Genomic DNA, 21431 nt, shown 5'->3' on the forward strand with positions numbered 1-21431 from the left:
TTGCATGTGTTAGGCACGCCGCCAGCGTTCATCCTGAGCCAGGATCAAACTCTCATGTTTAAAGTTGATTCTTATTCAAGATTACTTAGCTTGGCTAATGTTATCTTTTACTTGGTTTTTGTTCTGAATTTTCTCAAATCCTAAGGTCTAAACCAAACCTTTTGAATTGTTAGAATTTTCAGGGTTTTACATACTGTTTAATCTTCAATTTTCAAGGAACTTCTTTGTTGTTTGACTTTTCGTCCGCAACGGTTATTTATTATAACCGATTGTTTTTCATTTGTCAACAACTTTTTTAAATTTATTTTGACATTTTTTAATGTCGTTTCTTTTGTGTTTCTGTCGTTCCCGACAGTGAAGATTATCTTACCAGATGTATTGCCAAATGTCAACAGTTTTTTTAAATTTATTTTATTTTTTATTTTCCCCTTTATGAGGATGCCCAAACACGCTTGTATTATGCGTGATTTGGGCTTGAATGAAGTCGATTATTTTGACTGGTGAGCCAGTGTATAGGCAGACACGCAATATACATTTACTGTTTTTCCGCTGCGGCTGTTAAAAAACACGCTGTCTCCTCTATGACTGTAAATTGGATGTGGATGGGCATCCTGTCCCAGCCAGTCGCTTTTATGTTTACAGAGCGGAATCCATGTAAGACTGCCATCGTTCCAATTTGGTATTACTTTACTGATATATTCTCCATCCTTCTTATGGGGATCAGGGCCATTATCCGTACTGTTTTCCCTCACCGCTTTTATTTCCCAGGGATATTTAAAATATCCGTCACATACTAGATTTCCTTCATGATCCATTGTGAAATGTCCATAAGCATTATAATCATCCGGAAGGGCAATTTCCCAATAGCGTTCGGAAGCCAATTCATATTTTCCTACCATTGCAGGACCATTTTCATAACCACCATGATAAATAATTGAGGAACCATCATCACTCCACATCTCATGGCAAACCCAGTCTCCTGCCTTGCGTTCATATCCTTTTGTATTTCCAAGCGTATCCTTTCCTTCCGTTCGGACCGGATAAAGCTGATCCAAGCGGTGATCATAGATCCAAATTCTCCTGATTCCGCAATCAAAGCTTGCCCATTCATGGTTATACATAATCAGCTCTGAATCAAGAGGATGAAACTGTACATGCGTAATCCAGCACAGAGGAATCTCCTTTTCGTAAAGAAGTGTCCCATTTTCTGTATCATAAACACAAAGATAGCTGCTTAAATGCTCCTGCTGCACTCTCCCATCTATATCGTAAGCAGGTCTTCGATCCAATCCTGTTCCCTCAGTGACAGGATCGAACTCCAGACAGCGACCGTCTGTCATGGGAACACACAAGCGTTTTCCGTCTCCGCTTATATGTGTAAATGCCGTTACACGGTTCTCAGGCACCTGTGCGAGTATCTTTCTGTTTCCGCTCCGTTCTGTCTTATAAATCATATTATCCTGTATGTAATACACAACTTCCCGTTTATAATCCAGACACACGCTGGCCTTTCCCAATCCCTCTCCAGGAGTTCCGTCAAAGTAAACGTAGCTCTTTAAAATTCCTTTATGATTATCTGTTAAATACGTTTCTTCTCCTGTAACCAAATCTCTCACGATCACATTGGGAGAGCCGGTCTTATCGCTGATCATATAAACCCTTTCACCATCCTCAGACAGCGATGAACAGGTAAAATAAAGCAGCTGCGTATTAAATATCTCTCGATCCCGCGGATCACTCACCAACATTCTTCCGTTTAACTGTGATTCGATCATATTCATGCCTCCTCCTTAACTGTTAGCTTAATTCAATATTACCACTTCGTCTCCAGAAACTCGGTATAGGCAGTAAATTACACCTTACCTGACATGAGTTTCCTTCCAAATTCAATCTGATTACAAAAGCAAACAGAACTATTTAATAAATTATACCACACTTTTGTACCTCTGACATAAAACAGAACACTTATATTGTCTACAATTGTCTACCGATTTTTAGAGAACGCAAAAGGCCGGAACCCTCGAAAAATCAAGCAATTCCAGCCATAAAAAAAAGCGCGAGACGGGATTCGAACCCCTAAGATTATGCATCCAAAAACCGCTTAAATCCAAGATTCCTTATAAATGCGTTGTTTCCTTATTATAATATATTCAAATTTTGTGGTTAATAATACAATTTATAGCAGTATTTTAACTACTATGCAACACGAAAATGCAACACGAAAAACAATGGGATTTAGATATAGGGATATTGCATTTCAGAATTGCATATGCTATAATGCCAATAGGCAAAAAGGTGACGATTAGTCCAACAGAACAAAGAGCGAAGCCCCCAACCGTGTTGCACCACAGTTGAGGGCTTCTTCTTTTCTTTTATACTGGCAAAGCACCCAGTAGGCTATTTGTTGTCCTTATCTTTTCTGTCCAGCCATTTGCAGACGAGGTGGCAAACCACGCCTGCCGCGACAGTGACGAAAAAGGTGACGAAAACTTCCATCAAAACACCTCCTCCCGTTGCCAGGTGTCGGTAGGACAACATCCAGATTATACCATAACCGCTTTTACTTTGCCATATATTTTTTACTCAATGAGCCCCGGCCACCGCAGCGCCCCATCCTGATCAGGCGTCAGTCTGACAGAATAAATCGACGTCTGGGTGCAAAGGATAACAATACAATTTTCCTTCTGTGGCGGAAACTCCCACAGTGCTTTAACCAGCCAGCATCCTCACGGAGTTTTCCTGGATGAAGCCCTTGATCTGGTCATATCCCCAGCCGCAGTTTATGAGGCTGCTCACCAGCATCTCCATAGATTCAATCTGTTTCAGTTCATCCGCTGTCACATATTCCCGAATACTTCCTTTCCTCTTCACCCCATAGTGCTCCTGGAGCTCCTTCATGGTCTTTCCAAAGATAGTCTTATAGATGAGCTTGGTATAGTTGGGATACATGAATTTCTTATGAGGACTGTCAGTCACTTTCATTTTTATGGTATCGGTCAGGATATGGCGGACAATAATTCCCTTGTCCCTTTCAATCTGCCACTGTTGCCGTTCTGTATAGATTCTCTTGAGTTCTTTTCCCATAGTATTGAAAGCTTTGATATAGTCCAGTTTCCATCTTAAAGCTTTCTCGCCTGTAAATCCCATAGCAAGCAATGAAAATCCATCTCTGTCCATTTCATACATAGGATATTCTTTTCCACGGTTTTTGTATGTAGTCAGGGTGAAAAAACTGGCTGCCGAATTTTCGGCCGTGAGATTTCTAATAGCGTCCAATACATGCCTGTGTTCTTTCTCAAAATGCTCTGCCACTTTAAGGCTTGTGGTAATCAATCTTTCTTCATATCTTTTCCCGGTAATTTCTACTAACATAAACTCCATCCTTCCTATGTGTTTATTTTTCGTACAATAAAAGCCCTGGGAAACATCCCAAGGCTGAACATTCCATATTCACTTGTTTGATCCGGTTTAAAACTCACCCGGCCCCTGTACCCCGCTGGCGTCAGTTACATACAAGGCACATTCCAATGGGTGGCCTGCCGCCGGCTCAAAATAATACCACTTCCCATCGATCTGATGCCAGTCCGTTAATGCGTAGCCATCCTGATTAAAATAATACTTGTGATGGTTAATCACCTGCCAGCAGGACTTATAATAGGTGTGGGGCGTGTCTGCGTACCACCATCCGTTACTGTCATGGTGCCAGCCTGTCGCATATGTAGGCTGATTCAGGGCCGCCTTGAAATCCGTCCATAGCTGCGGCTGATCCAGCATCTTACGGGGGCAATGTTTACGCTTAGCATCATAGTGCCGGATCACATGGTCGGCATCAATCTCCAGCTCTGCCATGATCTGCCTTACCAGCTCAATGCAGTTTGCCCGGGCCTGATCGTAATCCGAGTCCGGATTGACGCAGATCTCAATGTTTATACTGTTGGTATTGGTAACTCCGGCTACCAGAGGCGTACCGTATTGTTTACCCACGGCATAAGCCCCATCCTTATAATCCAACGTCTGCACTGCCACCGTATCGTCCACATACCAGTGGACCGATGTAGAGAGGTTACCGTTTCGATGGGCTTCGGCGTGTTTAAGTGCTCCGGCACCTTTTTTGTAATTATCTGTCTCATGGATCACAATCCATGCTGGACGGTTTTGACCTGCATAACAATTTATCTGCTTAATCTCTTTTCGTATCTCCATATCTGCCTCCAAATTAAAAAAAGGCCCCAAGATACTCCCAGGGCCTGTCTGCGTTGCGACGTCGCACAGCTTACTCCTCGCTGTCATCCACGCCGTTATTGTTGCGGTCAGATGGGCCACCCACCCCACTCTGATGCTTGTCCGGATGCGGTACATCACACGGGGCATCGTACAGATACGGTGTCGGCTGTTTGGGCTGCAGATCTGGGCCTGCGTTTACGTATCCTCCCATCCCTGGAATTTTGTCCTGATGTTTGCCTGTTAAATTTGCCATATTTTCTTATCCTCTCTTTCTTCTAAATGCTGTATAGTAGTTACTTTCTGGTTCTAACCCTGACCAGATCGGGAGATAGATGGATCACCTCCTTATAAATTCCCACTGTCGCCGTTTTTATCTTCTTCTGGGATTTCTGTCGCAGTCTCAATCTTCCGTTTTACAAACCTCAGAACGGGGCTCAGAATCGGAATAACAAGCCCTGTAGCTTCACAATTTTCCGTAATGCTAATCAGTTCATTAACAACCAACCAGGAGGCAACCATGGCCGCAAACAGCAATGGAAACTGCATCTCGATGTGGAGCGTAGCAGTTACATAAGATATCATGCAGTCAATTCCAAAACCGACAAAAATAAGTATGTACATCATTACCTTTTTGACGATTCCCGTAATTGATTTTTTGCTTGTGATCTTTTCACCGTTCACTTTCGAGGCCGCCAGCCCTGTAAAATAGTCAATAATGTTACAAGGGATAAGCAATGCCAGAGGTACTGCCAAAATTCCAAAGAAACTAAAAAATGCGCCTGCGGCGGCGCTAATTACATATTCAAATGATTTCTCTTTCATTCTCTCACCTCATTTTCTTAATCTTCCGGATTCTGCTGTAACCATAACTCTGTTTTTGCCCGCCACAGTTTCGGTACCTCTTCCACGCTCATAAGCCCGGCACGAATCCGATTGCCATAGAAAGCTGCCATTATACCTCACCTCCCTCTATCTGTTCTGCGAGCAGGCTGGATACTTCTCCAAGATCAACAATGGCTTCGTCCTGGATTGCCTGACCTGCCTCCACGTTATCCAGGCGTTTCTCCACCTCTGTCTTCTCCCGTAAGCAATATTTGGTAATTACTGTCCCGTCTGCCGCCACTACAGAAGTTTCGGACACCAGTACCAAATCCTTATAGGTTCCAACTGTCAATCCGACTCCGTTCTGAATTTTCACTTCTGCCAGATTCTCCCCTGTCAGTTTCTCCCAGGTCTTTAACATTTCTGCTTTGTTTAATGCAGCTACCTGAATTGCACCAAGGGATGCTCCTGCCTCCAGTTCTACAGCAGTTCCGTCCTTTAAAATCATTGTATCTTTCATTTTATAGTCCTTTCCGCCTCTATAAAGGCATAAAAATAAGCCCTTAATCGGGCCTGTTTACAGGTTACTCTACTTCACAAAATAGCAATTTAAAATCTGCACTCATATTAAAAAATAGCGAGCCACTATCGGGAACTGTAGAAGGGATATCATCAGTTACCATACCGCACAATGTCGCAACTCCGAGCGGCTATATATTGGTAGGTGGCTTTTCTAGGGTGACTGGAAATCAAGCTCTATTAATCAGGGCTTTCACAGAAAGTAGCGTTTCAATTGCAAATATCAGTAATACATCGATCAAATTTAATTCTGTTAGTATCTCATTACTATTTGCAAAGAAGAGCTTAATGGGCCTATAGAGGCTATATAGTCATCTTACTGACCAACTAGCAGAAGCGTACCATATTCCCGGGGTTGCGGCTTGTTCAGTTGCACGAATCCCCTTTTGTTCTACATATGCACAAAACGTTTTATTCTCATCTGCATTATTGAATAATAAGAAACCTGCACTATGGATTGGGAGAAATTCAGAAGGTATTTCTTTAGTAAATGTCTGAGTTCTTTGTATTCCGTTTGATCCGACATTAAGTATAGCATAAACAGTAACTTGATGACCTAACCTCATCCAGTTTCCACTTAAGGCTGCAACATTCGCATCAAGTGTTAATGTAGATGTATCCAAAGTTTTCTCAAATGTGATATTGCTATTTTGTTGAGTAATCTGATCCTGAAGGTTCTTTCCAAACGCCGCGTCCAGCCCGAACTTCCCTGCCTCTGTAGTAAGTCCGTTATTAACCAGATATTTAGCGAGCACCGTCTGGAAGGTGTCAGAGGTAACAACCTTTTCAACCATCTTCTGCACAATCGCATCCAGCAGGTCCTGTACCGTGGATTTCTTCCCGACCCCTGCGCCTGTAAGATCATGAGTGTCTACCGCTGATACACTGGCTGCGGTACCATCAAATCCTGCTGATCCAGCCGCCTGCTCTGCGGCCTTCCTCGCCTCTTCACAGTAATACTGAGCATTGTCCGCCTCATCCCCATCTTCCACGCCACCAACTGCATACCGCTTGGACTGGTCTGAAAAATATTTAGCATTGTTCTTTTCAAAGCTTTCCCCGCCAATAGCCCAGCCCTGTGCCGTACTCGCTGCCTGTTCCGCTACTCCCTTCGCCGTCTGCGCATCAAGGACATACTGCCGGATAGCAGACATTACAGTAGCTTCTAGCTTCTCAAGTGTAATTTTCCCATCCGGAATATCCGCAGATACCTCTTTCCCATTCACATTCATTCGGATAACATCCGTACTTTTAAACGTGTATGTATCAATGAACTTGGAGAGGGAAACTGTCTGTTTGCTTCCATCTGCCAGTTCCAGGACAAAATTATCTCCCTCCAGATAACAGTTAAGGGCAATCTTCTCCATGGCAGTATCCTTTTCCACTTTGCTGCCATCGAACCGGGTAAACGTCATTACGCCGCTGTTCTCATTAAACTCAAAATTGATAAACACATTGGCAAGCTCCGTCTTTTCTGCTTTATCCTTGGATAAAACCACAATACGGTTATCCAACTCATTGATTCCACTTTCAATATGGTTCAGATTAACAGAATTGATCGGCGATTCAATACTGGGCTTATCTTTCCAAGTGTACGGGAAATAACTCTTTTCCATTTCAGTTGCCCGTTGTTTCATTCTGCTGAGAATCCCCATCTGTATTCCCTCCCTTCTTTACGATCTCATCAAGCGGCCTGCCGGATTCCAGGATGGTCCCGATGGTGCTTACCTTCCTTGCCATTGCCAGACCCGTATACTGGAGACCGTCAACAAAATCCATCACCATCTGCATATCCTTCTGGGAATAGACCAGCAGCTTCCCTTTATTTTCTGCCATACAAATCCTCCTTTATCTGCTCAAGTTCCCTCTGCTGCGCTGCAAAAGCTCCTGCAAGCAAAGGAATGAAATTCTGGTATCTAAGGGTCATATACCCATCATCCGGCTTTCGGCCAATCAGGGGGTAGTCCAGTCCCAACTCCCGTAAAGCCTCTGCCACTTCCTGGGCATAGAATCCAATACCCGGAAGTCCTCCCTGCTTCGTCTTATAGGTAATGGGGCGCAGCCTAGAAATCAGTTTTCCTGCTGTTTCTGGGTCAATCCGTCTTGCTGCCCGTTTTAGACGTTTATCAGACCGCGACTCTCCTGCAACAGAGCTGTAGATGGAGCGACAGGAAATATAGATGAATTGTGCCTCGCCTAAAAAATTGGAATCCCCATCACAATTAATTTTATCTGCTTCCAAGTGATTACAGTTAATCACATCCGCCCCGATCGAACTGGTATTTGCAGTACCCCGAAGCTCCATACCAATTGCCACCAATTTACCGGCGGCATTCCATGTGAGATTCCCGTTAGCAGCACCGCCGGAGCCGTCTTCATTCACCCAGAAATTAGTGCCCTTCAGCACGAAATGGCCTGCTTCCATTACGATTTTAGAACCACTTTTATTTGCCTCCAGGTTGATCTTAGCCACCAGATCCCCTGCGCTGACCTTCTGCTCAATCTGTCCGGCCATCACCTTGATGGCCCCGGCAAGCTCCACCTCCTGCCCGGTCGCTCGCTTTACCTCTGCTTCAATTGCATCTGATACCACTTTCAGCTGGGCGGTTGTATTCTTCTCCACGTCAGAGAGTTTTACGGATACCTCTTCCACGCTGCGCACAATAACTGCGGTCTTTCCTTTGAGCTGTATAATTTCATTGGAGATTCCAAAGCTCTGCCCCTGCTGTTTTGTGCCCTTGGCCTGCATAGTATCCATCATTGCCTGGATCCCGCTCATGGTCCGATGCAGCACAAAGGTAGCTATCTCAGTATCGGTTGTAATGGCCCGTATGCCGTCCCCTGCCTCAATCCATGGCATGGCATACGATACAATTTTTGCTGGGCGGTATGTCTTCCCAGCAATCAGATCATAGACGGACCATGCCAGCTTTGTAAGATCAGCGCTCCCCATGCCATAGGTTAAAAAATTCCCTTCTACCACATAAGCATTGCTGCCGGATCCCACTACTGCCCCGATATCTCCCTCCTCCTGCCGGATCTGGACACGGTCAATCCCATCAATAAGGTAATCCTCATATGTGATTGTCTTATAGTATTCCAGATCCTCCGCAGATTGCCAGCCAGACTGGGGGAATAGGTCATTTCCCGGATACAGCGTTTCAGATGGATAGACACCCGTGTTCTGCAGGCTTATATACGCCAGTGCGCCGGTCCGGTCAAAATGGCCGAACACTCCGTTGATCTCACAGATCGCCCGCAGTACATCCCTGCCGCACAGTGTTTCAGGATCAATGGTCTTACCGATCACCAGGTCATCATTTGGCAACTGTACAAACTTCTGGCTCACTCCGATGTAATCACACAGACTATCCCTCAGTTCCTTGAGGGTATGTACCGAGGATTCTTCCGGATACATGGCCTGATACCATCCTGATACATCGGTGTCAAATTTTTTCATGCGGTCATATGCGGTTATTTTCCGCTTCCTCCGGTCTGCCTGACGGATCACACTGTCCACAGTATAAATCCCATAAGCCATTGAGTAATCGCCTATGGATAATGTAGCCGTAAACTCTTTTCCTTTTATATCGTCCTCTACGTCTGCTACTGTAAGCGTCAGTTTTGCAGACTCGCAGCTTCCCCAAACAATGTTATCGCCGGAGCTCAGGCTTTCGGTCAAACTCAAAGTCTCCGCACAAATGCGGTCCATCCCAATTGTAAGCCATGGACTTCCCGCATCTGCAGGGAACAAATCACCGGAAGGATATAAATCATTGGAGGGATACAGGGTGTCCACATTCCGATTGAAGAATGACAGCTCCAACGTTCTTACTGTCTCCTCGCAGTTATTGTCTCCCCGGAATCTCTGCTTGATTTCCTCTGCAATCTCTAACACTCCACCACCTCCCTAGTACTCAATCAACGCAATACGGATAGGGTTATACCGTATGTCTGTTCCGCTTGCATCATAATATGGGAATTGGATATCCGGTACATAAAACGTCCCTTTTGTATATGTGTTCGTTTCATCGTTCCAATACTCAACTTCCATGGTTACACGGTCAGGAAAATAGGACTGCATATCAATCTTGCTGTCCAAATGCATAAACGGCGTTGTCCACTCGATCTTGCTTCTGGTATGGGGGAGTACATTTCTATGAAGCCTTCCGTAACCATCCTGGTAAGAATCCTCGTCCTGCTTCTGGTTCGGCGTGGCATTGTAGGAGCCATGTGCAATATATTTTTCCGGAAATATGCGGCCGTCAAACTTTAACAGCCACCCCTGATATGCGGACATAATGTACTACCTCCTCATTTTTTACGCAAAGAAGCGGGACATCAAATGCCCCGCCGTATTTAATAATCCAAGGCCAGCTGCCTCCCAGTCTGCTTTCTGTACTCACCAGCCCCGGATCTCCAAAGATCTACCACATCATCTTTATTGACTCCAGGCTTTGCTAAAATTGCCCTCAACAGGTCATTCTGTTCTCGCAGCAGCTGATTCTGTTCCGTATTTGCCGCATATACGGCCGTTGCAATTCCATCCGTGATCTGGTCCTGATTTGCCACCGCAGACCTGCGGCCAAAACGTCCGATCATCTCCGGTCCTGCTTCATTGGCTATGAACAGCTCACCTCGATCTGGGAAGCCTCCAGCTGCAAAGGTTGGAACCTTACCCAGGCTGATCTTCCCGCCTTCATAGAGGGTTTGCCCCATAATGGTAACAGGATCGATAGTAAAGGTAAGTTTCTCATTCAGCCAGCTGGCGAATTTATTCCATAATGCCTTTACCCCCTCAATAGCTGCATCAAAGGATGATTCGAGGCCATCTTTAATACCAGATGAAACTCCTTTCCAGGTTTCTACCTTAAACCATTTGGTAACATGGCTGTCCCACCAGTTCTTTACATCTGTATCCCACTGTCCCACCGTTTCCTGCCACTTTGTTTTCAGGCTGGTTTTAATGGATTCGTATAATTCGCTCCACTTCTGCAACGTAAACCATGGGGCTATATGCTCGTTGAACCACTGGTTCAGGGATTCGGTCCATTCTGGGAATGTTGCAGTAAAACCACCTATGATTCCCTCCAGGATATACTGTCCATATATCTCCATATTTTTTGCTGGAGATGCGATACCAAAAATGGAACAGATCCCTTCTACAATCCAGTTAAACAGATCTACAATGGGTTCACTCAAAAAAGATACCCCTGCTGCAAGACCTGCTGCAAGACCTGCTGCAAGGCCTGCAATTATGTTTTCACCAAATTCAAGGAAATTGTCAGCCTGAAAGGCCTTATCAAAAAATCCCTTTGCCTTTTCCAAAAGAGAAGATGAAAAATCCCAGTTAAAGAGAGTATCTCCGATCCCTTTCCAGAGTTTTGTGACCCATTCGCCACCCTGAACTGTATCAATCACAAGGGCGACAATAGCGCCAACCAAGGCTCCTATAGGGCCGCCAAGAAATGCACCTATACCTGCACCCTCTGCAATCAATAAGCCCTCTCCCATTGCGTTTAGTACGCTCTGACCGAAATTTTCACGGATAAACGTGTCAATGGCATCAATTATCTCTTTGCCGAGTACATCTACAGCAGGCCCCCAGCCGCCAACCAAAGAAATCCGCTTAATTTCAGTAAGTAAGATTTCCTTTATACCTAAAGAAATAGCATTAATCTTAAGCTGTATATCTTCCAAAGTGACTTTTTTCAGCTTTTCTTTTAACAACTTGACGAGGAAAGATGTAAGATTGAATCCGAAGGCGACCTTCAAAATTTTCTTAATCAGCAGCACACCAATAATAATCCCGACCGTTTCAATCTCAAGATTGCCTAAAAACTCCAGCATTCCGGCAATTACCTGGCTCCAATCCACATTCTCTAATGCTGTATCAAGTGTTTCCCACAGCCCAAAAACCCAGACATTAATACTTTCTGCAAAAGAAGCAAAATCAAATGTTCTAAAGAATTCATTAATACTGCTTGCAATGGAAAGTCCCAAATTCGTCCAGTCAAAGTCAGATCCAAAAGCCAGCGCAAGATAAATAGCCGTATTTAAGGCACTTGCTATTGCTACTCCTACCTCACCAAACAGCTCCGGAGAAATAAGCCCATTTAAGAATCGGGCAAAGCCACTTCCAAACCCTCTTGCTGATTCATACGCTTCATTCCAGTTGACACTGCGAAGAGAGTCTGTAATGGCAGCTCCAATATAAGCACCAACGGAATAATAGTCCCCAGCCTTAAACGCATCAATGATCTTACTGGATATCAGATCCGCCTGAGCCTGTACATTTTCCATTCCCAGATCCAAATCCTCAAGGATTCCTCCTCCGCCACCAACTCCACCGCCTCCAGATCCACGGTTGGAGCTTAAGTTGTTCAGCTCATCGAACTTGGCAAGCTGCCGGTTGAGTTCCTTGGCTGATCCCGCAGCGCTTCCCATGTTGTCTGCGATCTGCCCGGAAGATCCGGCAGCCGAATCCATGGAACCGGATACCCCTCCGGCGTTTCCGGATGCATCACCGAAAATGGCTTCTGTAAATGCCTTAAAATAGTTAGCCAATGTCTGGAGCTTCTCCAAAATCGCATTGATTACGGTAATAACCGGGGTAAATACATTGATAAGACCCTGTCCAATAGTTGCCTTTAAGGACTCAAACTGCAGCTGGAGGACCCGCACCTGATTGGCCCAGGAATTGCTTGTCCGGGCAAAGTCACCGGAAGCATCCGACAGCTGGGACATGACAAACCGGTATCGGAGCAGTACCTTCTCCTGCTCGGTCATCTTATTGGTTGTCTTTCCAAGCCCCTCATTCAGTGCGTATTGGTCAAGGGCCGTCTGAGTCATAACCACGCCCAGGTCCTTTAAGCTTTCTGTTTCTCCCGTAAAGATTGATTTCAGCTTCGTGTAAGCCTCATCCTGAGACAGATTGTAAAAGGATGCTACATCACCGGTAAGCCCCGTGATCGCAGCCGACATCTCATAGCCTGCATTTCCCGCGATCCCGAAGGATTTTGCCATCGCGCCGTAGGTACCCATATACTTTTTAGCCATCGTCTCCGACAGACCAAACGATTTTGCCGCGTCTTTCGCAAAAGCGTCCACCCTGCCGGACATGGAGCCAAAGGTCACATCTACAACGTTTTGTACTTCCGCCAGATTGCTTCCCAGATCAATACAGGATTTTCCAAATGCCACGATTGCTCCAATACTTAATACCGAAGCAACCACAGCCCCTACCTTCTTCCATGATTGGGAAATCCTGGCTGTCTGACGTTCTATCCGGTCTGCCACCTGGGATGTCTGGGCCCTTACCTTTTCCATCTGCTCCCTGTAAGGCTTCGTATATGCTTCAATGATAACCTTTAATTTCTCCAGAGTAATCCCACTTCCGTCCGTTGTCCTCACCACCTTTCCTGTCTGTTTTTCTCAACACAGGCCCTGCCTGCGCATTTCATTGTACCTTGCGGCATATTCCTTTCGGGACGCCCTTGCCCGCTCCAGCTGCTCCTTCTTCTGCTGTTCCTCCCACGTCCTCTGTTCCCCGGCAAACAGCTCTGGATATACCTCCCAGGTATGGGGGATATGGATTTCATCCTTATCATCAAACAGCTTCTGCATATGGAGCCCGATCAGGGAAGCGGTCTGGAACCGGGCAGAAATACGCTCCTTCATCCGGCTCCGCTCCCTCCGTGCATAAGATTCCATCAGGTCGCGGATCTCCCCGACCGAATAACACCAAAAGTCATCCGGCCGGATTCCACAGTCCAGGGCGATAGGATACAGTTCCCAGACCAGATCCGTCAGGGTTACAGGTTGATCTTTGCGTCCTCCAGCTTCTCCTGTACTTCCTCCCTCTGGTTCTCCGTAAAAAAACCGCTTACGATCAGGATATCCATGATAACATCTGCAAACAGCGTGATCTGGGTACCACCTTCTTCCACATACTGATCGAACATGGACTGCAGGTGCTTAAGCTTTAATCCATGGCTCCAGGGGATGGCCGCCATCTGGATCACAGTGAGCATAATCCCAAGAGGTGGGATATCACTGCCGCCGGTAAGCAGGGAGAGAAGGTTTGTCCTGTACTTTTCCTCCAGCTTACAAACCTGGGCAGTTGTGAGCTTAAGCTTTAACTCATTTTCCCCCACCTTCCAGTACGCAAAGGGGCGTTTCCTGGTTTTAATCTCCTCCATGGTTTCTACCTTGTTTTTGCCTTCGTTCTCCAGTTCCTCATCCATACCAAATAACTGTGACATATTGCGTTTCCTCCTCTTTCTTTTATACCGGATCAGTTACTTTTAAATCACTCTGCAGCGAAATTGACAAATTGAACTCAATCACGCCATTTACTCCGCCTCCGGTCCTCTTGACCGAAACCTGCCCGTCAAATTCAGTTTCCGTACCATCAAGCAGTGTTTCCTTGAATGACAGCACTTCCCCGGAATTTTGGGCGGCCCTCATAACACGGTATGGGCAGTCTGCCTTTGAATTGTCATATTTGAATTTGTAAGTCAGATCCCCCGCATCACCGATCCCATTCTCATACTGATGAACTTTATCCGTAAGGCAGGTATTCTGCACCTTTTCAGGCTCAATACCCATTTCCGGGATTTCCTTCAGGCCGGGAAGGTCTTTATACTCTTCCTCAGAATCTTTCTTTTTGTATCCCAGTTTTGATCCGTTTGCCAGCATACATTTCACCTCATTTCTTATGCCATATGGTAGACCTGTCCGGTCTCCACATCAATAATCATCTCGTATCTCATCTGCTTATGCTTCATTCCGCTGGGATCATCCACATCCTGGCACTGCGTCCTCTTTAATCCCAGCACAGCGATTGCGGCATCCACAGCTACGGCAGCAGCGGAAGTACTTTTCCTGTTCCAGATGTCAATCCGGTACCGCACATACGCCTTCTGCTCTTTCATATCCGTGTACTCAATCACCCGGTTATCTTCCTCCATATACTGAATCGCAAGATCCTGCTCCCAGTTTTTCGGGTAACAGTCCGTTACATTCTTCGATACTGCAAGCAGGGCCTGATATACCTGATCTTTTACGTTAATCATTTGCTTTCCTTTCTCAGTTCTCTCGCAATATGGTTCTGCATATTGCGCACAATACGTTCCTCATTATCTTTCAGGGCCGGATACATAAAGGGCTGTGCCGGCTGGCCCGTACACTGGTAGAAACGTCCATTCGGCGTATCCAGATAGAACCAGTGGTACCGCTCTGCCGTTTCTTTGTCTATCTGGCTTTCATGGATCCACCAGGGAGACTGGCTGTAAGCCGGGGAAACGGCAGGGGAAATCCCGGCATGGTCTGCCTCTCCCTTTGGGCCAGTACCAAATTCCACATACGGGGCATATGCTTTGTTGGTATATACCGCCCCTACAACCCGGTCATCCACACGCTGGACACTGGACCGGATGCTGTTCCTTAGCTCCCCCTGGCTTACCGGGCAGAGCAGTTTCGCCGCTGCCTGTACGTGCTTCAGCTGATTTTTTACAATTCTCTCCATCTGCTGGTCTGCAATCTGCTCCAACGTCGCAAATTTCCGTCCTAATTCCTTGTGGCCTTCGATCATAGTTTTTCTACCTCCAGTGTGAGGAAGCGATAAGGGTAAATAGCCACTATACGGTAATCTGGCTCCTGGCTTCCCGGTACATTAAAACAAATACCATCATCCGCAGAAATCATCGGGCCTCCTTCTATCTGGTAACACACCTTTCCGGAATCAGATATCTCCCTGTACCTGCCGTCAATCCGAAGGTTCCGTATATTTGACAGCCGCTGTCCATACCTCTCGGCCTGGAGCTTTCCGCCTCCCGGCCATTCCTCCGCCCGGAACGTATCTGTCGGGGCATATTCCATATATGAGCTTCCTTCCGGATCCTTTTTAGGAACGGCTGCCCTGTGGTAAAACTGTCTCACCCTACTGCATTTTAGCCTCATATCTTTTGCCTCCTACTCTTGCCAGACGGTACCGGTTCAGCACATCATAGACCTGTTTCGGGGCGGCATCAAACGTATACGATTCCCCGCCTCCGCTCCGTCCGGTCTCCCCTTCTGTCCCCATGCGGTTATAAGCAATCAGAGCCAGATCCCGGATGGTTTTCTTTAGTTCCGGAAGTACCTCGCTGCGGTTTGTATAGCCCAGCACAAATTCCTCTGCATCCGATAAGAGAAGGGAGAGCAATTCATCATCGCTCTCCCCTGTCATCTTACTTAACCATGCAAGCTGGTCCATTTAATCCACTTCCTTCAATACCGCCAGAAGTTCCGCCTTTGTAAGGCTGTTCACTCCCTCGATTCCCTTGCCTTTTGCATATTGCTTCAGCTGTGCCGCGCTCATCTGCTCCAATGGGATCGTTTCTTCCTCAGGCAGCTGCCCTTCCGGCTGCTGTTCTAAAATAACTTTTTTATATCCTTCCGCTTCCAGACGGGAGCACATTTCTTTCGTCCCTGCCTCTCTCTCAACGTTTCCTCGGATGTATCTCATCAGCCTTTTGCCTCCTTAATGTTCACCCAGATGGAATTTAACCGATTATCCAATACCCAGATATCATGGAACCGGCGGTAATTCATTTTCCATGCATCTGCGTCCTGGTTTTTATCCGGGCTAAAGATTTTCATTTTATCCTGCTTGGTGATCGCAATAGGGGTGGTTCTGGGAAGGACTATAAAATTGATCTGCTTTGCCGATTCTCCCTTCTCGTATCCGCCTTTTTCCTGTCCTTCAGTTGTTCCATCGTTGATCTTAATGGTGGTGTACATACGGTTAGCCGGAGTTTCAATGATCGGTACGCCGTCTACAGCCGGAACCTTGGTATTGATTCCGCCTTTTGCAAAGTCAACTGCAGAAATTTTACCGGCAAGGGCAATTTCCAGTTCCATTGTTACTTCTGAAATTGCATGAATCACCAGAGGGCCGTTGTATCCATTATCCCGGACCGCCCTGATTCCCTCTTTAATCTTGCGGAGCACAGTTCCCTCTGCCGGAGTATAGTCATACTCAACCAAAGCCCCGCTCTGGTATCCAATGGCCTGCGTAGCAAGGGCTGACAGGCGGTATGCGTCAATCTCCGGGATTACATGTTCTCTCTGGAATGCTCCCATAACAGAGGATGCCGTTGTCACAAAATTGTTTTCGTTCACATCCATTGCATCCAGCTGGAACTTGCGGCCACGGTCCTGAGTCATTTTCCGGGTCTCGTATTCCAGCGTCACGCCGCCCTGAACATAGCCTTTGTCACGGTCATAGTTCGCCATTCCCTGTACTGTCATCTTGGGGATTTTTACCTCTGCACCACCATTGTAGATTGCCTGCCCGGCATTTGCATCCATCCAGCCTGTAACAGCGTCCTGGATCGCAATCTTGTCCAAATTGGTCTGAAATAAAGTTGCAGTTGCAAGTGTATTGATTGCCATAATTCACATCATCCTTTCATAGCGTTATAAATTTCTTTTTCCAGCTCTTCCATCGGATCCCCCTGAGGTGCTTTTTTAGGTGGATTTCCACCTTTTAAGCGTTCTTCCACCGCAGCCTGTACCGCCTCCTGAAATGCCTTTTCCACAGCTAAAATGGATTGATTGCAGGAATCTGCGTCTGTGTAATTTAACACCCCTGCGAGCCCTGCAGGAAGCTTCTTTTCTGCCAGCGTATTCTTCGCCTGCGCCATCAGCTCTGACCGTGTCACAGCCGCTTCCCGGTCAGCCAACTCCTTCTCCTTTTTCTGCTGCATATACTGCGCTTTTTCCTCTTTGGTCATCTTAGCTAACTTTTCTGCCTCAGACAGCTTATCATCCGTCAGCGCCTGCCATTTCTCTTTTGCATTGGTTAAGGCAGTGTCGATTGCTTTCTGCACTCTCCGGTCAAACTCTGCCTGATAGCCGCCCTTTAACAGATCATCAAAAGAAGGCTGGTTATCCCCTCCTGATCCGTCGGTGCCTGCTCCTCCTGTCCCATCACCGCCCTCTGCTCCAGAAGTATTGCCGCCCTCTGCAAATAACTGCAGCATCATGGGAATCCGTTTTGTTTCTAATGTACGTCTTTTCATTCTTACTCCTCTCTGCCCCAGCCCATCCAGTTAAGTCCAAGCCATTGCGTAGTTTAAGCTCATTTCGGAGCATAAAAATAACACCCAGGTCCTGCCTGCGTGTCTATGACTAATTCTATGACTATCTTAAATCTTTCTATGACTTATTATTTTTTCGCACTTAACGCAGCGCCGGACATAGCCGCCATGCTGGCCGGATGTACGGCACCAGTGTTTTTGGTACTGATGGCAGCATCTGCGCTGCCGAAACCATATGATCATTTTCTCAATCAATCGCCTCACCTCCTGTGCGACGTCGCACATAAAATGGGTATAAAAAACCACCGGCCATTACTGACTGGTGGCTTTTGCACTTCTATTGATTCAATTTTAAATTCCTTTTTTTCGTAAAAGCTGAATTTCAGTTTCGAGAACTGACACTTTCTCCCTCTCCAGATATTTCACTGCCCTTCGGCACTCTTCTTTTATTTCCAAAGGTAAATCATGCCCCCTTTTCAATGCCGTATGCGAAAACAGAATAATATGTTCTGCCCAATCCACATTTTCTTTTCCAGTATTAAAGCACTCATTATACTCGCCTACATACCCCAGCAAACCATCCAGTCCGCATTCAAGTTCCGGCCACACATCAAATGCATCATCAATATAGTCTTTAATATCTTCAAGTGCTTCCATGTTTTTTCCTTTCAACTACATTTAAATGGATATTGCTGTCATGCTGCTTAAATTGTTCCAATACATTTTTACAGCTGTCACACATGGGGAAGTCAGACAGCAAGTAAGCTTCTGATATTCTCCCGTCATTGCTGTCATGTAAAAATTCCATCAGCTTTGCTTCACTGTCTATACATCGATCCCAAGAACCATAAGGTGGAGAAGATGATTTTACGGGAAACGTTTTAAAAGCTCTTTCTGCTTTAGGTTTTAATAAAATCAGATCAGCAGGGTTTCCCTTATATTTTGAATACCCTCTGCTTACGGTACTCTGTATACTGCTGTTTGCGTAATACGTCTTTCCATTAAATTCGAGAGCCGCGGCATTTCCTTTCTTCCCAACACCCGATTTAAATTCATTCCTAAACTGCTGATTTTTTTCGTTTAGCTCCACAATCTTTTGGGGAGATACACTTCCCGATACCACATCATACTGGTTAACAATCCGGTATTCATATTTAAACGTGTTCCATTTCTTTTTATCAGTATACTTTATTTTCTGGAAAGAATCCAGTGATTTTGGAATATCGTCTCCCAAAACTGCTTTGTATCTTTTATATTGTTTTCGGTCCGTGCTGTGATTTTTAACTGCTGTTTCTTTATACTCAGCCTGAGCTCTTCCCTTCACATTTTTACGATACCACTCATCATACGTCATATTCGCCGGAACCGTAATTGTTTTCCCTGTTTCCGGATCTCTGGCCCGGCGTTTCATCTGAGCCAGTTCCTCAGCAGAAATATCACAGATGGTTGTTGACCGGCACCACGGATGCATAGGAGGACAATTCTTCCCTGGCTGCTGCTCTGCAACAGGGAAGCGCTTCCCGTCCAGCCTGCGGCATTCCTCGGAGGTCTTCAAATCCAACGTAGCCACATAAATATAAGTCTCAATCCCACACTCCTCATACGACAGCATCTCCATCTGGTTTGCAAGATTGCAGGATTCCGTCCGCACCAGCCTGCGGGCATTGCTGGCTCCCTGAGCGTGCTTATTGGCAATGATATCAGCTGTTTCCCGGTCAGTGCGACCAGTTACCAAGCTTACAAGCAATTCCTGCTTCAAATCCTTTGCAAGAGCCTGCGTATTGTTCCAAATTCGTTTCGAGTAATTTTCCCCAGACCACTTACTGTTGATTACAGTCTCAATCATTTTGGGATCAATCAGAGAAAAAGAAAATCCCATCCCTGTACGCTGCTGGATATCAAAAATGCTTTTATAATACGCCTCATTCGCCAGATCTACATAATGGCTGGTATTCCTCACTTTTTCCTGGTTATAAATCTCTTGCATAGTAAGGTCGATCTGGTTTTGAAGCTGCTGCAGACGTTCCAGCCTTGCCTGGTAAGCAGGGCTTTCCAGTTCTGCCAGCAGGTCTGCGGCTGTCTGCCCTCTTCCCGGAACCTTGAGTGCCTGTTTTAGTCCGTCAAGAGAGGTTTTATCCCCCAGTGTATTCAAAAGCCTGTATGCTTCCACATCCGTTAAATGGTGCTTGCGTTTATATCTCTCAAAAATACGGTCCAGCTCATGGGATATATATCCGGACGCCTTCTGGTACAGCTTTGATATCTCGTCTGCTGTATCCTCTGCTGACTGCATATATTCAAACATCCGCTGCGCCTGTCGCTTCTCCCAGTATTTCAGGCTACTCATCTACATCCTCCGGATCTTCGGGCGGCGTATTGCTTCCCAGGCCAAACATGGTCTGCTGCTGTTTGACAGCTTCTTCTGCCTCCTTTTCTACTGCCGCGAGTTCCTCGTCCACATCGCCCACAAAGGGGATCTGAGAAAGCAGTGTTTTCCGGCTGACCTTCCCCCACAGATTCGCCACAATCTGACTGATCTCCAGAAGGTTCTTCGGCAACGCCCTGGTAAACGTAGGGGTGATTCCTGCTGTGTTAACTGTGATCTGCCTGCTCGTGTAAAGCCACCCTGCAAAGATCCTCAGACGTTTGCGAAGCCCTTTTTTATAATATCGGGTTTTAATCTTCGTGATATTTTCAAGCCCCAGAAGCTTAAATTCCATAGCCACACCAGAAACATTTCCCCCGAAGCTCTCATCCGTCATACAGGGAATGTGACTGAATTTGTGGATATCCTGCTCGATCGCTTTCTTAAGGATCTCTACCCCAGTCTCATCAAATGTACGGGTAAGGTACTCCGCTTTCGAATCTGCCGGAAGTTCCAGCAGCTTATCTTTCTTTATCTTGTCCTTTGCCGTGTTCCCATCCTCATCCACAGCATCCGGATCCCCCAGCAAAGCCCCATAAATGGCAAGGATGGAATCAATAAACTGCTCCTTATCAGCAATACGGTCGCTCATCAGGGCATTGTATGCGTCAATCAACGGGATCTGAAGCTCATAGTCTCCAATTGCCAGTTTATTGTTTAGATACTCAATGATCGGGATTTCCCTCAGATAATGGGGTTCCGGCTCCTCTAAAAGGGCCTGAGGGGTATCTATGGCTTCAATATTTAGTACCCATTTAAAATTTGGAGTCAGAACAGTGGCAACATAGGTTATATCCCGTTTGTCTGTATCATCTTTCCTGATATAATAATATACCGCAAAGAGCTCCCCCTGCTCGATCGTATCGTCATAAACCATGAATGTATTTTCGGGAGAAAGATTTTTCACGGCGAGGATGGTTTTATCTTCCTTGGGATAAATATATTCGTAGCATCTCCCGTAAATGGACAGATCCAAACCATTGTCCCCATCGGCCTCGTCCGCTCCGGCAGCTTCTAAAAGATCCGTCAAATCTGCAATATCCGTATCCGATTTATACGAAATTGGATTCCCAATAAAATAAGCGCTGGCTGTATCACTGATATCTTTTGCATGGTTACAGACCAGTTTATTTTTCCGGTTCTCGGACAGGATCTTATGTTCTCCTCCGTAATACTGCATCAGGACCCTAAGCTTTTCCGCCTCTCTCCGGTGCTTCATAATCAGAGTGTAAATTGCCCGTTTATCCGGGTTGCTTTCATCCCAGGCATCCCGGGGCATTGTGTATATATACATA

25 protein-coding genes and 1 rRNA gene are annotated in these 21431 nt (G+C 46.0%); all 26 read right to left on the reverse strand.

Going from position 1 to position 21431, the window contains the following annotated elements:
• Nucleotides 1-60, reverse strand: a 16S ribosomal RNA gene (locus BN3656_RS00065); the annotation flags it as partial.
• A 428-nt stretch (nt 61-488) separates the two neighbouring features.
• A complete protein-coding gene (locus tag BN3656_RS00070; RefSeq protein ID WP_081422780.1) occupies nt 489-1775 on the reverse strand; it encodes a PD40 domain-containing protein in 1287 nt (428 codons plus the stop codon).
• Between the two features lie 934 nt (nt 1776-2709).
• Complete coding sequence (locus tag BN3656_RS00075; RefSeq protein WP_066542839.1) at nt 2710-3372, reverse strand: Rha family transcriptional regulator; 663 nt, start codon at nt 3370-3372, stop codon at nt 2710-2712.
• 96 nt (nt 3373-3468) lie between these two features.
• Complete coding sequence (locus BN3656_RS16775) at nt 3469-4203, reverse strand: N-acetylmuramoyl-L-alanine amidase (RefSeq protein WP_066542840.1); 735 nt, start codon at nt 4201-4203, stop codon at nt 3469-3471.
• A 70-nt stretch (nt 4204-4273) separates the two neighbouring features.
• Nucleotides 4274-4477: a hypothetical protein gene (locus BN3656_RS00085; protein WP_066542842.1), complete on the reverse strand. Its 204-nt coding sequence runs from the start codon at nt 4475-4477 to the stop codon at nt 4274-4276.
• Between the two features lie 92 nt (nt 4478-4569).
• Nucleotides 4570-5046 carry a phage holin family protein gene (locus tag BN3656_RS00090; protein WP_066542844.1) on the reverse strand — a complete coding sequence of 159 codons (477 nt, stop codon included), beginning with the start codon at nt 5044-5046 and terminating at the stop codon, nt 4570-4572.
• 17 nt (nt 5047-5063) lie between these two features.
• Nucleotides 5064-5177 (reverse strand): CD1375 family protein, encoded by a 114-nt coding sequence (locus tag BN3656_RS16960; RefSeq protein WP_278282871.1) that lies wholly within the window; start codon nt 5175-5177, stop codon nt 5064-5066.
• The gene (locus BN3656_RS00095; RefSeq protein ID WP_066542845.1) at nt 5177-5566 is read right to left on the reverse strand and encodes a hypothetical protein; all 390 of its coding nucleotides are present in this window, start codon (nt 5564-5566) and stop codon (nt 5177-5179) included. The genes BN3656_RS16960 and BN3656_RS00095 overlap by 1 nt, the downstream gene beginning before the upstream one ends.
• 370 nt (nt 5567-5936) lie before the next feature.
• Nucleotides 5937-7280: a hypothetical protein gene (locus BN3656_RS00100; RefSeq protein WP_066542846.1), complete on the reverse strand. Its 1344-nt coding sequence runs from the start codon at nt 7278-7280 to the stop codon at nt 5937-5939.
• Entirely contained in the window at nt 7243-7461 is a 219-nt protein-coding gene (locus BN3656_RS00105) for a hypothetical protein (protein WP_066542848.1), read from the reverse strand. Before BN3656_RS00105 ends, BN3656_RS00100 begins: the two co-directional genes overlap by 38 nt.
• On the reverse strand, nt 7448-9523 hold the full coding sequence (locus BN3656_RS00110; RefSeq protein WP_066542851.1) for a tail fiber domain-containing protein: 2076 nt from the start codon (nt 9521-9523) through the stop codon (nt 7448-7450). The genes BN3656_RS00105 and BN3656_RS00110 overlap by 14 nt, the downstream gene beginning before the upstream one ends.
• A 12-nt stretch (nt 9524-9535) precedes the next feature.
• Nucleotides 9536-9925: a DUF6711 family protein gene (locus tag BN3656_RS00115; RefSeq protein ID WP_066542853.1), complete on the reverse strand. Its 390-nt coding sequence runs from the start codon at nt 9923-9925 to the stop codon at nt 9536-9538.
• Between the two features lie 59 nt (nt 9926-9984).
• Nucleotides 9985-13038, reverse strand: coding sequence for a hypothetical protein (locus tag BN3656_RS00120; RefSeq protein WP_066542854.1), 3054 nt, complete (start codon nt 13036-13038; stop codon nt 9985-9987).
• A 21-nt stretch (nt 13039-13059) separates the two neighbouring features.
• The gene (locus BN3656_RS00125) at nt 13060-13338 is read right to left on the reverse strand and encodes a hypothetical protein (protein ID WP_066542856.1); all 279 of its coding nucleotides are present in this window, start codon (nt 13336-13338) and stop codon (nt 13060-13062) included.
• 101 nt (nt 13339-13439) lie between these two features.
• Nucleotides 13440-13889 carry a DUF6096 family protein gene (locus tag BN3656_RS00130; RefSeq protein ID WP_066542858.1) on the reverse strand — a complete coding sequence of 150 codons (450 nt, stop codon included), beginning with the start codon at nt 13887-13889 and terminating at the stop codon, nt 13440-13442.
• Between the two features lie 22 nt (nt 13890-13911).
• Nucleotides 13912-14325 carry a phage tail tube protein gene (locus BN3656_RS00135; protein ID WP_066542859.1) on the reverse strand — a complete coding sequence of 138 codons (414 nt, stop codon included), beginning with the start codon at nt 14323-14325 and terminating at the stop codon, nt 13912-13914.
• A gap of 17 nt (nt 14326-14342) precedes the next feature.
• Nucleotides 14343-14702 (reverse strand): hypothetical protein, encoded by a 360-nt coding sequence (locus tag BN3656_RS00140; protein WP_066542861.1) that lies wholly within the window; start codon nt 14700-14702, stop codon nt 14343-14345.
• Nucleotides 14699-15220 (reverse strand): HK97-gp10 family putative phage morphogenesis protein, encoded by a 522-nt coding sequence (locus BN3656_RS00145; protein ID WP_066542862.1) that lies wholly within the window; start codon nt 15218-15220, stop codon nt 14699-14701. The genes BN3656_RS00140 and BN3656_RS00145 overlap by 4 nt, the downstream gene beginning before the upstream one ends.
• Nucleotides 15217-15588 carry a hypothetical protein gene (locus BN3656_RS00150; RefSeq protein ID WP_066542863.1) on the reverse strand — a complete coding sequence of 124 codons (372 nt, stop codon included), beginning with the start codon at nt 15586-15588 and terminating at the stop codon, nt 15217-15219. Before BN3656_RS00150 ends, BN3656_RS00145 begins: the two co-directional genes overlap by 4 nt.
• Nucleotides 15569-15883, reverse strand: a complete 315-nt coding sequence (locus BN3656_RS00155) for a phage head-tail connector protein (RefSeq protein WP_066542867.1) — start codon at nt 15881-15883, stop codon at nt 15569-15571. The genes BN3656_RS00150 and BN3656_RS00155 overlap by 20 nt, the downstream gene beginning before the upstream one ends.
• Entirely contained in the window at nt 15884-16135 is a 252-nt protein-coding gene (locus BN3656_RS00160; RefSeq protein WP_066542869.1) for a Rho termination factor N-terminal domain-containing protein, read from the reverse strand.
• Complete coding sequence (locus tag BN3656_RS00165) at nt 16135-17064, reverse strand: hypothetical protein (RefSeq protein ID WP_066542871.1); 930 nt, start codon at nt 17062-17064, stop codon at nt 16135-16137. The genes BN3656_RS00160 and BN3656_RS00165 overlap by 1 nt, the downstream gene beginning before the upstream one ends.
• Nucleotides 17065-17072: 8 nt before the next feature.
• Entirely contained in the window at nt 17073-17693 is a 621-nt protein-coding gene (locus BN3656_RS00170; protein ID WP_066542873.1) for a DUF4355 domain-containing protein, read from the reverse strand.
• Between the two features lie 369 nt (nt 17694-18062).
• The gene (locus tag BN3656_RS00175; RefSeq protein WP_066542880.1) at nt 18063-18368 is read right to left on the reverse strand and encodes a hypothetical protein; all 306 of its coding nucleotides are present in this window, start codon (nt 18366-18368) and stop codon (nt 18063-18065) included.
• The gene (locus BN3656_RS00180) at nt 18355-20058 is read right to left on the reverse strand and encodes a minor capsid protein (RefSeq protein WP_081422782.1); all 1704 of its coding nucleotides are present in this window, start codon (nt 20056-20058) and stop codon (nt 18355-18357) included. The genes BN3656_RS00175 and BN3656_RS00180 overlap by 14 nt, the downstream gene beginning before the upstream one ends.
• Nucleotides 20051-21430, reverse strand: coding sequence for a phage portal protein (locus BN3656_RS00185; protein ID WP_066542882.1), 1380 nt, complete (start codon nt 21428-21430; stop codon nt 20051-20053). Before BN3656_RS00185 ends, BN3656_RS00180 begins: the two co-directional genes overlap by 8 nt.
• Between the last annotated feature and the right edge of the window lies 1 nt (nt 21431).

This window comes from Clostridium sp. AT4, assembly GCF_001517625.2.
Taxonomy (GTDB): domain Bacteria; phylum Bacillota; class Clostridia; order Lachnospirales; family Lachnospiraceae; genus Enterocloster.